We start from the raw sequence: 14,301 nt of genomic DNA, 5'->3' as shown, positions 1-14,301 counted from the left end.
CCGACGGGGACGGATCCGCGTGCCGGAGCACGGCCGGCGGGGTCAGGAGGACGCGTCGTCCGCCACCGCCAGCGCGAGCTCGCAGAACATCGAGTCGGCCCAGGAGAACCACGGCCGCGAGTACTGCGTCGGGTCGGAGGGGTCGAAGCTCTCGTGGACGCGGTCGGTGCCGCCGTCGGCGTCGGCGATCAGCTGCAGCAGGCGCCGGCGGTCCTCGGGCGTGCCGGTGAGGCCTTCCACCGCCAGCGCGATCGGCCAGACGCGGCCCGGCATCGTGTGCGGGCTGCCGACGCCGCTCGCGACGCTCCCGGTGAAGAAGTACGGGTTCGCCGGGCTCAGCACGAAGTCCCGCGTCGCGCGCCACACGTCGGGGTCGAGCACGTCCGGGGCGACGAGCGGCAGCGAGAGCAGCGACGGGGTGTTGGCGTCGTCCATGCACAGCACGCCCCCGAGGCCGTCGACCTCGTACGCGTAGATGCGCGCGCCGTCGCCGGGGGTGCCCGCGGGGTGCGGGACCACCCCGTGCGCCGCGGCGCCGTCGACGAGCTCGCCCGAGAGCGCGCGGGCGTCGTCGGCCAGCGCGGTGTCGGACCAGACCTCCCCGGCGATCTCGGCGACGGCCAGCAGCGCCTGCGCGGCGAACAGGTTCGCGGGGACGTTGTAGCCGAAGGTGCAGGCGTCGTCGGACGGGCGGAAGCCGCTCCACGTCATGCCCGTGAACCCGACGGGCGTGCCCCGGCCGTCGCGCGCGAGCGTCTCCGTGGGGATCGCCGTGTCGCGGGAGAACCGGTACGGCGACCGGTCGTGCCGCTGCTCGAGGCGCAGCTGGTCGACGACCGTCCGCAGCACCCGGTGCGCGCGCTCGTCGAGCACGTCCGTGCGCCCGGTGGCGCGCCACAGCCGGTGCGCCAGCGTGACCGGGTAGGCGAGGCTGTCGACCTCGTACTTCTGCTCCCACACATGGGGGTCGTCGCAGACGTCGTCGGGGTCGTAGTGGGCGCCGGTCGGCCCGTCGTTGAACGCGTTCGCGTACGGGTCGTGGTCCAGGCACGCGAGCTGGCGGCGCACGACCCCGGCCACGAGGTCCGCGAGCGGCGCGCACCCGGCGAGGAACCGCAGGTAGGGCGTGAGCTGCGTGGTCGAGTCCCGCATCCACATGGCCGGGATGTCCCCGGTGATGACGAACGCGCTGCCGTCGGCGCCGGTCGTCACCGTGTCGGTGAGGGTGCGCCGCAGCGCCGCCTCCACCATGCCGCCGACGCGCTCGCCCGCCACGGCGCGCACGCGGTCCGCGGCGGCCCGCAGGGTGGCGTCGACCTCGGCATCGAGCGGGGGGTCGAGCGGGGCGTCGGGCCGGGCGGTCGTGGTCAGCGTTCCCACGGGGTGGTGTCCTCCAGGTCGGTGACGCGCGCGGTGGCGGCGCCGGCGGGCTCGTCGGTGTCGGGGGTGCACCACACGCCGACGGTCACCGGCACGGCGACGGGCTCGCCGCCCGCCCAGGAGCCGAGCGCGTCGAGGCCGAGCCGGTACGTCAGGGACGTGGTCGTGCCGGCCCCGACGATGGCGCGCTGCACGCCCAGGAGCGTACGACGCCGGGGCCGGACGCCGCGCTCGTGCCGCCGCCCGTACAGCGGCACGGACACCGTCGCGGGGGCGGGGCCGGTGTTCGTGACGTCGACGGTGAGCACGGCGGCGGCGCCGGCAGCCAGCGCGGACGCGGGGACGGTGGCCGTGTCGTCGCGCAGGACGGCCGAGATCCCGGGCACGTGCGCCGAGCCGAGGGGCAGCCCGCGCAGCACCGGGTTGTCGGAGTACGCGCGGGCGGTCTCCAGGCGCTCGTCGTGGGCGACGGGCAGGACGCCGTCCGCCGCGGGGAACGTGGCCGGGAGACGGCCCGACGCCGACCCGGTCAGCAGCGTCTCCGCGACCGCGGCGCCGCCGCCCGGCCCCGGGAACGGCACCACGAGCAGCGCGTCGACGAGCGTCAGCAGCTCGGTCAGCACCCGCGGGCGCCCGTCGATCAGGACGCCCACGACCGGCCTGCCCGCCGCCCGCGCGGCGCGCGCGACGTCCAGCTGGGCCTGCGGCAGCGCGACGGACGACAGGTCGACGCCCTCGCCGTTCGTCGTGTCCGGGGCGGGGCCCTCGACGGCGCCGTTGGCGGCGAACTCGTCGTCGTAGCTGCGCCGGCTGGTGCCGCCGAGGACGACGACGGACACGTCGGCCGCCGCGCACGCCTCCCGCACGGCGGCGAGGGCGCCGGGCTCCGGCCCGTCGTCGAGCGGCCCGCGCAGCCGGCTGCCGGCGGCGTGCCGCACCCGCCCGGCACCGAGCCGGTCGGTCAGCGCCGAGAGCACCGTGGACGCCGCGGGGTCCGACGGCGGGCGCGGCGGCGTGTAGTCGCCGAGCTGCGCGTCGAGGTCGTCGGCGTTCGGCCCGACGACGGCGACGGTCGCGCCGTCGTGCAGCGGCAGCACGCCGTCGTCGCGCACCAGGACCACCGACTGCCGGGCCGCGCGCTCGACGAGCGCGACGACCTCCCGCTCGCGCGCGGGCTCGGCGCCGGTCGGGGCGGGGCCCGCCGTGGGGCTCGTTGCGGGGACGTGCTCTCCGAGCAGCCCGAGGCGACGCTTGAGCGCGAGCACCCGGTCGACGGCGCGGTCGAGCACGTCCTCGCCGACCAGGCCGCGGTCGAGGGCCTCCTCGACGTGCGTGAACGCCTCGTCCCAGAGGCTCAGGTCGACGCCGGCCTGCAGGGCGAGCGCCGCGGCGGACGCCGGGTCGGGCGCGCTGTCGCGCAGCCGGTCGACGGCCGTGCCGTCGGCCATGACGAGGCCGCTCCAGCCCCACCGGTCGCGGATCGTGCCGGTCAGCAGCTCCTCGTTCGCGCTGCAGGGCACCCCGTCGACGTCGTTGTAGGCGGCCATGTAGCCGGCGACGCCCGCGCGGGCCGCGGCGAAGGCCGGGCGCAGGTGCAGCTCGCCGAGCTCGCGCCGGCCGATCGGGGCGCCGGAGCCGTTGCGTCCGCCGATGCCCGCGCCTTGGCCCGCGAGGTGCTTGGCGACGACGGCGACGTGCCCGGCGTCGATCGGGTCGTCGCAGCCTGCGGTGCCCTGCATGCCGCGGACCGTCGCCTCGACGAGCGTCGCCGCGAGCGCCGGGTCCTCGGAGAAGCACTCCTCCGCGCGCCCCCAGCGAGGGTCGCGCAGCACGTCGAGACCCGACACGAGCGCGACGTGCGTGCCGCGGGCGCGGGCCTCGGCCGCCACGAGGGCGCCGAGCTCCTCGGTGAGCCCGGCGTCCATCCCCGCGCCGAGGGCGAGGTTGACGGGCAGCGTCGTGCCGCCCAGCGCCATCAGGCCGTGCGGCGCCTCCTCGACGAACAGCACGGGCAGCCCGTCGCCGTACCGCCGCACGTGCTCCTGCACGGCGGCGTACGCCTCGGCGCTGCGCTCGGGTGGGATGCCGTCCTCCCACCGGACGGCCGACCAGGGGTCCGCGCGCAGGACGCCGTAGAGCGCGCCGAGCCCGCCCCACCGGTCCACCTCCGCGCGCAGGACGTCGGTCACGCGCGGGCGTCCGTCGACCCAGCGCACGGCCTCCCAGCCCTTGAGGCGCTGGTTGACCTGGCCGATGCGGGTCGCCAGCGGCAGCCCGGCCGCCGTGACGGGTGCGGGGGTCGTCATCCCTTCACCGCCCCCGAGAGCAGCGCGCGCTGCATCTGGCGCTGCAGCAGCGTGTACACGAGGTACACGGGCAGCAGGGTGAACAGCGTGCCGGCCATGAGCACGCCGTAGTCGGTGCCCGCGTCGACCTTGAGGGTGGGCAGGGCGACCTGGATGGTGCGCTGCGCCGTGTCCGGCCCGATGAGGATCAGCGGGTACAGGTAGGCGTTCCAGAACGACAGGAAGTTCAGCAGCAGCACCGTCGCGATGCCGGGGATGCAGATCGGTAGGTAGACCTGGCGCAGCACCTGCAGGGAGGTGGCGCCGTCCATCGACGCGGCCTCCTCCAGCTCGCGCGGGATCGTCCGCATGAACGACGTGAGGATGACGACCGACAGCGGCAGCGCCGTCGCCGGCAGCAGGAAGACCACGAACGTGCGGGTGTGGAAGAGGCCGAGGGCGGCGGCCAGCAGGAACGTCGGGAACAGGGCGGCGAACGACGGGATGAGGAACCCGAGCGCGAAGACGCCCTCCACGACCTTGCCGGCGCGGCCCCTGGCACGGGCCAGCGCGAACGACGCGGGCAGCGCCAGCACGAGCGTGAGCAGCAGCGCGAAGAGGGTCGTCAGCACCGAGTTCGCGACGGCGAGCCACAGGTCGGCCTGGTCGATCGCCGTCGTGAAGTTCGACAGGTCCCACGTGGTCGGCAGCGCCAGCGGCGACTCGAAGATCTGCTCGTTGTCCTTGAACGACGAGACGATGAAGTAGTAGAAGGGCACGATCAGCAGGGCGGCGTAGATCCACGCGAGCGTGCCGCTCGTGATCGAGCCGATGCGGTCGCGCAGGGGGAGGGCTGCGGTGCGCCGGGCCATGTCGGTCTCCTCGGGCTCTTGGTCGGGGATCAGTGGGTGGCGCGCAGCACGCGGCGGATGGCGCCCATGCCCAGCAGGCCGATCACGAAGAGGACGACGCCGACGGCCTGGCTGTAGCCCAGGTCGGCCTCGACGAACGCCTTCTGGTAGATGAGGTACGCGAGCGTCGTCGTCGAGGTGCCCGGCCCGCCCTGGGTCAGCAGGAGCACGTTCTGGGCGGAGTTGAACAGCATCGACAGGAACTGCAGCATCGTGACGACGCCGATGAAGTCGCGCGCGATCGGCCAGTACATCCGCCACGCGATCCGCCAGTCGCCGGCGCCGTCGATGCGGGCGGCCTGCACGATCTCGGTGTCGACGCCGTCGAGGCGCGACGCGACGAGCACGGCCGAGTAGCCGATGCCGCTCCACAGCTCGACGGCGATGATGGCGCCGAGGGCGGTGCTCGGGTCGGCGAGCCAGGCGGTCCCGCCGAACCCGAGCGGGGCGAGGATGCCGTTGACCAGCCCGTCCGGGTTGAGCATCGCGTAGAACACCATCGCCGTGGCGGGCGCGGAGATCAGCGCGGGGATGAAGAGCAGGTAGCGCAGCACGCGGTGGCCGCGCGGCTTCTGCACCACGTAGAACGCGAGCAGGAACGCGAGCACGATCATCACCGGCAGGCCGACGACGATCTGCACGGCCGAGTTGCGCGTCGCGGCCCAGAAGGTCTCGTCGGCGAAGACGGTGGCGAAGTTGTCCAGGCCGGCGAACGTCGGCGTGACGAGCATGCCCGGCCACGAGAGGAAGGCGATGACGAACATCGCCACCACCGGGCCGATCATGAAGACCGCGTACCAGACGAGGGCGGGCAGGGCGAGGCCGGGGAAGCGTTCGCGCAGCGTGCCGCGGCGGCGTGCCCCGGCGGGGGCGCCGGGCGGCGAGGTGCCCGCCGCGGTGTCCGTGGCGGCGTCGACGAGCGTGGTCATGGGGAGCCTTTCGTGTCGCCGGCGGTCAGGCCGCGTCGTAGGACTTCTCGAACGCGTCGACGATCCGCTCGGCGGACGCGGACGACCCGTAGGCCATGGCGGTCACCTTGATCATCGGTTCGAAGACGGAGTCGGGGATGAGCAGGTCGGGGAGCATGACGGGCGTGACGTCGTCGTCGGTGAGGCGGGAGGCCTGTGCGACCAGCGGGAAGTCGGTGCTCACCGTGTCGGTGACGCGGTTCATGTCGCGGCCGGAGCCGAGGATGAACGCGTCGGTGACGGCGTCGGAGAACAGGTCCTGGACGAACGGCTTGATGAGGTCGAGCTTCTCGGCGCCGTTCTCGCTGATCCAGATGCCGTGACCGTTGTAGCTCTTGATGACGCTGGGCCGGTCCAGCACGCCGCCGCTGGACGGGACGGGCCAGCCGCCGACGGCGACCTCCTTGGCCCGCTCCGCGGGCACGAGCGCCAGCGCGGAGGACATCGCGGGGACGATGGCGGCCTTGCGGGTGTTGAACTGGGTGAGCTCGGAGTCCGAGGTGTAGCCCTGCACGTCGTCGACGAAGACGCCCGCGTCCCGCAGCTCGACGAAGTGCTCGACCCCGGCGACGGCGCCCGCGCTCTCGGAGAGCCTGCCGGTCGAGAACACCCGGCGCGCCTCCTCCTGCGAGACGAAGCCCTGCAGGATCTGCAGGAACAGCTTCTGGCCGCTCCAGTCGGAGCCGCCGACCGTGACGGGTCCGATGCCCCGGGACCGGAGGGCGTCGGCGACGGCGATCAGCTCGTCCGACGTCGTGGGGATCTCGACGCCGGCCTCCTCGAGCAGGCCCGTGTTGAACGAGACCGGCCAGTTGGTGCGGGTGAACGGGAACGCCCGGAGGCGGCCCTCGCCGTCGGTCCACTCCTCGAGCGCCTCGGGGACGATCTTGTCGCGCAGCCCCCAGTCGTCGAGCAGGCCGGTCACGGGGATCGTCGCGCCGGCGCCGGTCCATCCCAGGGTGCGGCCCATCATGTTGACGATCGCGACGTCGGCCTCCTTGCCGGCCAGCGTGCTCGTCTCGAAGACGATGGGGAGGTCGGAGCCGTTCTTGAGCTGCGCCACGGTGCGCCCGGTGCGGCGCTGGTAGGCGGCGACGACGTCCGCGAACACCTGTGCGCCGGCGACGGCGCCGCTGAGCTGGGTGTGCACGGAGATCGAGCCCGGTCCGTCCGAGGCCGGGACCAGGGCGCCGCAGCTCGCGAGGAGCGGGGTGACGATGCCGCCGCCGATCGCGGCCTTCAGCACGGCACGCCTGCTGACGTCGTGGGTCACTGAGCCTCCCTGAGAGCTACGGTGCGTCGTTCGGGGTGGGCGGAGAACTGCCTCCGCCAGCGCTTCTTGTAAAGCGGTACACATCAAGCGACGTGCAACGTATACCGCTTTACTTCCGGGGGTCAACCTCCTACTCTCGGACGCACCATGACTGCCACCAGCCCGAAACGCGTGACGATCTCGGACGTCGCCCGCCGTGCCGGCGTCTCGCCCTCCGCGGTGTCCCACGCCTTCAACGGGCGCCCCAACGTGTCCGAGACGACGGCCGCCCGGATCCGCGCCGCCGCCGACGAGCTCAACTGGCGGCCGAACTACGCGAGCCGCAAGGTCTCCGGGCAGGGTGGGCGCAGCCTCGGCCTCGTCATCGCGCGCTCCCGCGACACGTTCGGCCGCGACCCGTTCTTCATGCGGCTGCTCGCCGGCCTCACCGAGCCGCTCGCGGACCTCGGGTGGTCCCTCTCGCTGACCCTCGTGCAGGCCGACGAGGAGGAGCAGGTCTACCGGCAGTGGTGGGGCGAGCAGCGCGTCGACGCGTTCCTGCTCGTCGACGTCCGCCACGACGACCCGCGGCTGCCGCTCGTCGAGCAGCTGGGCGCCCCGGCGGTCCTGCTCGGCGCGCCCGTGGACGACGCCGTGCCCGCCGTCACCGTGGCCGACGAGTCGGCCTTCGCCACCGTGCTCGAGCACCTCGGGGGGCTCGGGCACCGCCGCGTCGCGCGCGTCACCGACGCGCCCGGCCTCGCCCACACCCGCGCACGCGACCAGCGCTTCTCGCACGCCGGCGCCCAGCAGGGCATCGCCACGTCGTTCGCCGCCTGGGACCCGACCGCGGACGACCCGGTCGCCGAGCTCCTCGCCCGGCTGGGCGGCGTCACGGCGATCGTCGTCGACAGCGAGTCCATCGCCGCGCAGATCGTGGCGCACGCGCCCGAGGTCGGCGTCCAGGTCCCCGCGCAGCTCTCCGTGGTCGCGTGGGAGGACTCCTGGGTCTCGTCGCTGGTGCGGCCGCGGCTCACCGCCCTCGACGCGCCCGTCGAGGAGAGCGCGCGCACGGCGGTGGCGCTGCTCGAGCGGCTCGTCCGCGGCGAGGCCGCCGAGTCCCAGACCGTCAGCGGTCGTCGTCTGGTCGTCCGCGACTCGACGGCGCCGGCTCCCCGGTCACCATCCCAGCACCACCGAGACCCAGACCGAGACAGCGAGGAAGCCCCGTGACTTCGACCGTGCCGCGCTTCGGCGTCAACTACACCCCGTCCCGCGACTGGATGTTCCAGTGGATGGCCGTCGACCCCGACGTCGTCCGGGTGGACTTCGAGGCGATCGCCGCGCTCGGCGTGGACCACGTCCGGGTCTTCCCGCTGTGGCCGGTGCTGCAGCCGAACCGCACGCTGGTGCGCCGCCGCGCGCTCGACGACGTCGCGCTCGTGACCGACGTCGCCGCGGAGTTCGGGCTCGACGTCGCGGTCGACGTGATCCAGGGGCACATGTCGGGCTTCGACTTCGTCCCGGCCTGGCTCGTCAACTGGCACGACGGCAACATGTTCACCGACCAGGGGGCGGTCGACGCGCAGGCCGCGCTCGTGGCCGCCGTCTACGACGCCGTGCGCGACCGCCCCAACTTCATGGGCCTCACCCTCGGCAACGAGCTGAACCAGTTCCTGGAGCCGAACCCCGCCGCGATGCCGGCCACGGCCGACCAGGTGACCCACTGGATGCGCTCGCTGCTCGACGCGCCCCGCGACCGCGACCCCCGCCACGTCGTCGTGCACAGCGAGAACGACCACCTCTGGTACTGGGACGACCACTCGTTCCTGCCCGAGCACGCCGCCCGGCTCGGCGACATGACGACCGTGCACTCCTGGATCTTCAACGGCACCGCCGCCCGGTACGGCGCGCTGTCGCCGCAGTCCGTGCGGCACGCGGAGTGGATGATCGAGCTGTCCAAGGCGTTCGCGACCGACCCGGGCCGGCAGGTGTGGCTGCAGGAGGTCGGCGCGCCCTCGATGAACCTCGCCGAGTCGGAGATGCCCGAGTTCTGCTCCCGGACCGTCGAGGCCGCCCTCACGACCACCGACCTGTTCGCCGTCACCTGGTGGTGCTCGCACGACGTCACGCGCGACCTCGCCGACTACAAGGACCTCGAGTACTCGCTCGGGCTCCTCGACACCGCCAACCGAGTCAAGCCGCTCGGCCGCCGGTTCGCGGAGGTCGTCGCCGACGCCCGGCGCGGCGCCCTGCCGCTCGCGCAGCCGCGCACCGTCGGCGTGGTCGTGGACGTCGACGACGCGGACCTGCCGCTCTCGCGTCCCGCGCTGGGCCCGGGCGGCGCCGTCTTCGAGCTGTGGCACGAGCTGCGCGAGCGCGGCGACGACGTGACCGTCGTGACGAGCGCGACCGCCGCCGACCCCGCCGCCCTCGCGGCCCGCGGGGTCACGGAGCTCGCGCGCGCCGAGGTGCGCTGACGCGCGTCAGCCCGCCGCGGCGCGCACGAGCGCGGCGAACCGCTCCTCGAAGTCGGGGGTCCACGCGAGCACGGCGAAGGCGGTGGGCCAGAAGTCGCCGTCGTCGAGGTGGGCCGTGCCCTCGAACCCGATCGTGGCGTAGCGGGTGCCGAACTTCGCCGCCGGCTGCATGAACAGCACGATCTTGCCGGCGTCGTTCGCGAAGCCCGGCATGCCGTAGTAGGTCTTCGGCACGAGGCCGGGGGCGACGTCGGCCACGACGCGCCACATGCCCTCGGCGATGTCGCGGTCGGCCCCCTCCAGCGGCTCGATCGCCTCGCGCACGGCCTTCTCGCCGGCGGCGCGGTTCTTGCCGGCCTTCTCCTGCTCGCGCAGCTCCTTGGCACGCTGCTTGACGGCGGCGCGCTCGTCGGCGCTCAGCCCCTGGGACGTGGTCATGGCGGTTCCTCTCGGGTGGTGCGGCGCCGGCGGCGCCGTACCACCCACGCTAGGGACCGCCCCGCGGCAGTGCTTCTTCGATCCTGATCAGCCGCGCCGCGGCGTCACAGGTGCGGGAGCACGTGCCGCGCGTACCGCTCGCCCACGGTGCGGGCGGTGACGCGGGGGTCGGCGGCCCACACGTCCTCGTTGAAGATCTCCGTCTCGACGTCGCCGGCGTAGCCGGTCTCGGCCACCCAGCGGGAGACGGTCGGGAAGTCGATGTAGCCGTCGCCCACGTGCCCGCGCGAGTTGAGCGGGTCGGCGGCCAGCGGCAGGCTCCAGTCGCACACCTGGTAGCTCGCGATCCGGCCCTCGGCGCCCGCCCGGGCGATCGAGGCGCGCAGGTCCGGGTCCCACCACACGTGGTACGTGTCCACGACGACGCCGACGGTCGCGGCGTCGAACGGCGCCGCGAGGTCGAGCGCCTGCCCGAGCGTCGAGATCACCGCACGGTCGGCGGCGAACATCGGGTGCAGCGCCTCGAGCACGATCCGCACGTCGTGCGCGGCGGCGAACGGCGCGAGCTCGGCGATCCGGTCGGCCACGCGGGCGCGGGCGGCGACGAGGTCGCGGTCGCCCGGGCCGGCGTCGGCGCGCGGACCCTGGCCGGGCTCGCTGAGGGCGGGCAGGCCGCCGACGACGAAGACCAGCTCGCGGGTGCCGACGCCCGCCGTCTCTGAGATGGCGCGCTTGTTGTCGTCGAGCGCGGCGGCGATGCCCACGTCGTCCGCCGCCGTGAGGAACCCGCCGCGGCACAGCGACGAGACCCGCAGCCCGGCGTCGGACACGATGCGCGCCGCCTTCTCGGCGCCGTGCTCCTGCACCTGGTGGCGCCACAGCCCGACCGCGCCCAGCCCCGCCGACGCCGCGGCGTCCACCGCCTCGGCGAGGCTCGCCCGCTTGACGGTCGCGGTGTTGAGGGAGCACCGGCTCAGGTCCGCGCCGCTCATCGGGCGACCCCGTTCGTCGTGAGGAGGGCGTCCAGGCGCTGGGCCGCCAGCGCCGGGTCGAGCAGCATGCCGCAGCCGTCGGCGAGCCGGGCCAGCTCGACCAGGTGCGCCAGCGAGCGGCCGGAGTGCAGCCCGCCCACGAGCTGGAACCCGGGCTGGAAGCCGTTCAGCCACGACAGGAACGCCACGCCGGTCTTGTAGTAGTACGTGGGCGCGGCGAAGATGTGGCGCCCCAGCCGCTCGGTCGAGGCGAGGATCGCGTGGCCCCGCCCGCCGTCCCCGGCGTCGAACGCCTGCAGCGCCGTCGACGCCGCGGGGTAGATCGCCGCGAAGATGCCGAGCAGGGCGTCGGAGTGCCCCTGGTCGTCGCCGGCGATCAGCTCGGGGTAGTTGAAGTCGTCGCCGGTGTAGAGGCGGACCGGCGAGCCGTCGAGCGCCGCGAGCGACCGGCGCAGGCCGATCTCGTGCTGCGCGTCGAGCAGCGAGACCTTGACGCCGTCGACCCGGTCCTGGTGGGCCTTGACGAGGTCGAGGAACGTCGCCGTCGCCGAGGTGACGTCGTCGGAGCCCCAGTACCCGGCGAGGGCCGGGTCGAACATCGTGCCCAGCCAGTGCAGGACGACGGGCTTCTCCGCCTCGGCGAGCACGGCGTCGTAGACGCGGGCGTAGTCCTCCGCCGAGCGCGCGACCTTCGCCAGGGCGCGCGAGGCCATGACGATGACCTGCGCCCCGGCGTCCTGCACCGCGTGCACCTGCTCGCGGTAGGCGTCGGCGACGGCGGCCAGCGCCGCCGGGTCGCCCGGCTCCCACCCGGCGACGACGGCCGCGTCGAGCTGGTCGGTGCCCGCGCCGCACGCGACGCGCGCGCCCACGGACGCCGCCTCGGCGGACGAGCGCCGCACCAGCTCCTGCGTCGCGGCCCAGTCCAGGCCCATGCCGCGCTGGGCGGTGTCCATGGCGTCGGCGACGCCGAGGCCGTGCGACCAGATGCGGTGCCGGTAGGCGAGGGTGGCGTCCCAGTCGACGAGGGCGGGCGCCCCGGGCACGTTCTCGGCGCCCACGTGCGGCACGACGTGCGCGGCGGCGAACGCGACGCGGGAGGTGAGGGGTGCCGACGGCGCCTGCCACGGGCCCGGCGCGTTGAGCTCGCGCACCTCGGTGCCCGTCGCGCGGCCGGCGTCGTCGAACCGGGGGAGCCGGACGGTGACGCCGCTCGGCGTCAGGTCCGGGGCCAGCCGGGTGTCGGTCGGGGCGGTCACAGCGAGATCTCCGGGACGTCGAGGCGGCGGCCCTCGGCGGACGAGCGCAGGCCCAGCTCGGCGAGCTGGACGCCGCGGGCGGCGGACAGCAGGTCGTACCGGTGCGGGCGGCCGGCGACGACGTCGCGCAGAAACTCCTCCCACTGCAGCTTGAAGCCGTTGTCGAGGTCGGCGTTCGCCGGGACCTCGGACCACTGGTCGCGGAACGGCTCGGTGACCGGCAGGTCCGGGTTCCACACCGGCTTGGGCGTGTTGGCGCGCTGCTGCGAGACGCACTTGCGCAGGCCGGCGACGGCGGAGCCGTGCGTGCCGTCGACCTGGAACTCCACCAGCTCGTCGCGGTACACCCGCACGGCCCAGGAGGAGTTGATCTGTGCGACGACCGGGTCGCCGCCCGGGGTCTCGACCTCGAAGATGCCGTACGCGGCGTCGTCGGCGGTGGCGTCGTAGGGCTTGCCCTGCTCGTCCCAGCGGGTGGGGATGTGGGTGACCGTCTGGGCGTTCACGGTCCTGACCGAGCCGAGGATGCCTTCGAGGACGTAGTTCCAGTGGCAGAACATGTCCGTGGTCATGCCGCCGCCGTCCTGGCTGCGGTAGTTCCAGCTCGGGCGCTGGGCGGCCTGGTGCTCGCCCTCGAAGACCCAGTAGCCGAACTCGCCGCGCAGCGACAGGATGCGGCCGAAGAAGCCCTCGTCCACCAGGCGCCGCAGCTTGACCAGGCCCGGCAGGTACAGCTTGTCGTGCACGACGCCGGCGGTCACGCCGGTCTCCTCCCGCAGCCGCGCGAGATCGACGGCCTCGGCGAGGGTCTCCGCCGTCGGCTTCTCGGTGTAGACGTGCTTGCCGGCGCGCATCGCCTTGCTCAGCGTCGCGGGGCGCAGGTTGGTCATCGCGGCGTCGAACACGACGTCGGTGCCCGGGTCGGTGACGATGCCGTCCAGGTCGGTGGTGTACTCCGCGACGTCGTGCTCCTTGGCCAGCGCGCGCAGCTTCTCCTCGTTGCGGCCGACCAGCACGGGCTCGACCTGCAGGCGCGAGCCGTCGGGCAGCTCGACGCCCCCGGCGTCGCGGATCGGCAGGATCGAGCGCACGAGGTGCTGGCGGTATCCCATGCGGCCGGTGACGCCGTTCATCGCGATGCGCAGGGTGCGCGTGGTGGTGCTGGTCACGAGGACTCCTTCGTCGTACGTGGCGCCTGTCCGCTCGGCGGGGGCGCGGAGGTGGAATGCGCTTTCCTTGACGGTAGGCGTCCCCGGCGACGCCGTCAAGCACGGCGGCCGCCGGGCAGGCCGGTTGACACTCCGGAGGCTGCCGTGTTTCCTATAGGAAACACGATTGCCGATCGACGGAGATCTCCTTGCGCACTGCGGACACCTGGCCGATCGCGGCCAACATGCTCTCGTTCGGCCCGACGGCCGCCGACGGCACCCCCAACCTGGACGCCCCCGCCGCCTCCTGGCGGGGCCAGCTCCAGCAGGTCGCGGACCTCGGCTTCACCGACGTCGACCCCACCGACGCCTGGCTGTCGATCGGCGAGATGAGCGACCCGCGCTTCGAGGAGCTGCTGGTCGTGCTCAAGGAGGTCGGCCTGAGCGTGCCGTCCGTGTCGACCACGCGACGCAGCGTCGTCGACGCCGACCGCGGCGAGGACTACCTGCGCTTCGGCCACGCGATCATCGACCGAGCGCCCGCACTCGGCGCCGAGGTCGTGAACTTCGGCCTCATGCAGGCGCTCACGCCCGCCCAGGAGCGCGCGCTGTGGTTCTGGCTGGCCGAGGGGCACCACGACGACCTCGAGGACACCCAGACTCGCGACCTGGCGATCCGGCGGATCCGCGAGCTCGCCGACCACGCGAGCGAGGTCGGCGTCGAGATCAGCCTCGAGATGTACGAGGACACGTACATCGGGACGCCGGACCTGGCGGTGCGGTTCGTGCAGGACGTGGACCGCGAGAACGTCGGCCTCAACCCCGACCTCGGCAACCTCGTGCGCCTGCACCGGCCGATCGAGGACATCCCGACCATGTTCGAGAAGGTCCTGCCCTACACGAACTTCTGGCACATCAAGAACTACACGCGCGACGAGGACCTGGCCACGGGCGCCTACTCGACGCACCCGATGCCCCTGGTGCAGGGGGTCGTCAACTACCGGGCGGTGATCCGGCGGGCGCTCGAGCTGGGCTTCGACGGCGTGTTCGTCTGCGAGCACTACGGGTCGGACAGCCTCGGCGTCGCCGCGATCAATCGCGACTACATCCGCGGGGTGCTGCGCTCCGCCGGGCGCTGAGCCGCGACCACCACACCGCGACCACCCCGACCACCCCGACCACGACCGC

Annotated in this window: 12 protein-coding genes; 3 read left to right on the top strand and 9 right to left on the bottom strand. The window is 73.8% G+C overall.

Translation table 11 applies throughout. The features are described from left to right. Positions 1-42 precede the first annotated feature (42 nt). The 5 genes from IEW03_RS00525 to IEW03_RS00505 are packed head-to-tail and all read right to left on the bottom strand — an operon-like array spanning position 43 to position 6,817. Positions 43-1,380 carry a glycoside hydrolase family 125 protein gene (locus tag IEW03_RS00525; RefSeq protein WP_229737280.1) on the bottom strand — a complete coding sequence of 446 codons (1,338 nt, stop codon included), beginning with the start codon at positions 1,378-1,380 and terminating at the stop codon, positions 43-45. Continuing rightward, entirely contained in the window at positions 1,368-3,686 is a 2,319-nt protein-coding gene (locus IEW03_RS00520) for a glycoside hydrolase family 3 protein (RefSeq protein WP_188521697.1), read from the bottom strand. Before IEW03_RS00520 ends, IEW03_RS00525 begins: the two co-directional genes overlap by 13 nt. Next, a complete protein-coding gene (locus tag IEW03_RS00515; RefSeq protein ID WP_229737279.1) occupies positions 3,683-4,537 on the bottom strand; it encodes a carbohydrate ABC transporter permease in 855 nt (284 codons plus the stop codon). Before IEW03_RS00515 ends, IEW03_RS00520 begins: the two co-directional genes overlap by 4 nt. Before the next feature lie 29 nt (positions 4,538-4,566). Beyond that, a complete protein-coding gene (locus IEW03_RS00510) occupies positions 4,567-5,505 on the bottom strand; it encodes a carbohydrate ABC transporter permease (protein ID WP_188521696.1) in 939 nt (312 codons plus the stop codon). 25 nt (positions 5,506-5,530) lie between these two features. Next, positions 5,531-6,817 carry an ABC transporter substrate-binding protein gene (locus tag IEW03_RS00505; RefSeq protein ID WP_188521695.1) on the bottom strand — a complete coding sequence of 429 codons (1,287 nt, stop codon included), beginning with the start codon at positions 6,815-6,817 and terminating at the stop codon, positions 5,531-5,533. 147 nt (positions 6,818-6,964) lie between these two features. On the opposite strand from IEW03_RS00505, the gene IEW03_RS00500 reads away from it, so the two are divergent. Both IEW03_RS00500 and IEW03_RS00495 read left to right on the top strand, forming a co-directional pair. Then, positions 6,965-8,029, top strand: a complete 1,065-nt coding sequence (locus IEW03_RS00500; RefSeq protein ID WP_188521694.1) for a LacI family DNA-binding transcriptional regulator — start codon at positions 6,965-6,967, stop codon at positions 8,027-8,029. After that, positions 8,026-9,276, top strand: a complete 1,251-nt coding sequence (locus IEW03_RS00495) for a glycoside hydrolase 5 family protein (RefSeq protein WP_229737278.1) — start codon at positions 8,026-8,028, stop codon at positions 9,274-9,276. The genes IEW03_RS00500 and IEW03_RS00495 overlap by 4 nt, the downstream gene beginning before the upstream one ends. Positions 9,277-9,282: 6 nt before the next feature. Here the strand turns inward: IEW03_RS00495 and IEW03_RS00490 are convergent, their stop codons facing one another. The 4 genes from IEW03_RS00490 to IEW03_RS00475 form a co-directional block, all read right to left on the bottom strand. Then, positions 9,283-9,714 carry a hypothetical protein gene (locus IEW03_RS00490; protein WP_188521693.1) on the bottom strand — a complete coding sequence of 144 codons (432 nt, stop codon included), beginning with the start codon at positions 9,712-9,714 and terminating at the stop codon, positions 9,283-9,285. Between the two features lie 104 nt (positions 9,715-9,818). Continuing rightward, complete coding sequence (locus IEW03_RS00485) at positions 9,819-10,706, bottom strand: sugar phosphate isomerase/epimerase family protein (protein ID WP_188521692.1); 888 nt, start codon at positions 10,704-10,706, stop codon at positions 9,819-9,821. After that, positions 10,703-11,929 (bottom strand): dihydrodipicolinate synthase family protein, encoded by a 1,227-nt coding sequence (locus tag IEW03_RS00480; RefSeq protein ID WP_371870584.1) that lies wholly within the window; start codon positions 11,927-11,929, stop codon positions 10,703-10,705. Before IEW03_RS00480 ends, IEW03_RS00485 begins: the two co-directional genes overlap by 4 nt. Positions 11,930-11,961: 32 nt before the next feature. After that, complete coding sequence (locus tag IEW03_RS00475) at positions 11,962-13,098, bottom strand: Gfo/Idh/MocA family protein (RefSeq protein ID WP_188521991.1); 1,137 nt, start codon at positions 13,096-13,098, stop codon at positions 11,962-11,964. 224 nt (positions 13,099-13,322) lie between these two features. Here IEW03_RS00475 and IEW03_RS00470 point away from each other — a divergent pair, with 224 nt between their 5' ends. Then, entirely contained in the window at positions 13,323-14,252 is a 930-nt protein-coding gene (locus IEW03_RS00470) for a sugar phosphate isomerase/epimerase family protein (RefSeq protein ID WP_188521690.1), read from the top strand. Positions 14,253-14,301: the final 49 nt, after the last annotated feature.

Source organism: Isoptericola cucumis (genome assembly GCF_014635665.1).
In the GTDB taxonomy this organism is placed as follows: Bacteria; Actinomycetota; Actinomycetes; order Actinomycetales; family Cellulomonadaceae; genus Isoptericola; species Isoptericola cucumis.
This window is presented reverse-complemented; position numbering and strand designations above follow the sequence as displayed.

What these genes read in the sequence shown, in the direction of transcription:
- IEW03_RS00500 (WP_188521694.1), top strand. Translation starts at nt 6,965, where the DNA reads ATGACTGCCACCAGCCCGAAACGCGTGACGATCTCGGACGTCGCCCGC.
- IEW03_RS00490 (WP_188521693.1), bottom strand. Translation starts at nt 9,714, where the DNA reads ATGACCACGTCCCAGGGGCTGAGCGCCGACGAGCGCGCCGCCGTCAAG.
- IEW03_RS00515 (WP_229737279.1), bottom strand. Translation starts at nt 4,537, where the DNA reads ATGGCCCGGCGCACCGCAGCCCTCCCCCTGCGCGACCGCATCGGCTCG.
- IEW03_RS00520 (WP_188521697.1), bottom strand. Translation starts at nt 3,686, where the DNA reads ATGACGACCCCCGCACCCGTCACGGCGGCCGGGCTGCCGCTGGCGACC.
- IEW03_RS00510 (WP_188521696.1), bottom strand. Translation starts at nt 5,505, where the DNA reads ATGACCACGCTCGTCGACGCCGCCACGGACACCGCGGCGGGCACCTCG.
- IEW03_RS00475 (WP_188521991.1), bottom strand. Translation starts at nt 13,098, where the DNA reads ATGAACGGCGTCACCGGCCGCATGGGATACCGCCAGCACCTCGTGCGC.
- IEW03_RS00485 (WP_188521692.1), bottom strand. Translation starts at nt 10,706, where the DNA reads ATGAGCGGCGCGGACCTGAGCCGGTGCTCCCTCAACACCGCGACCGTC.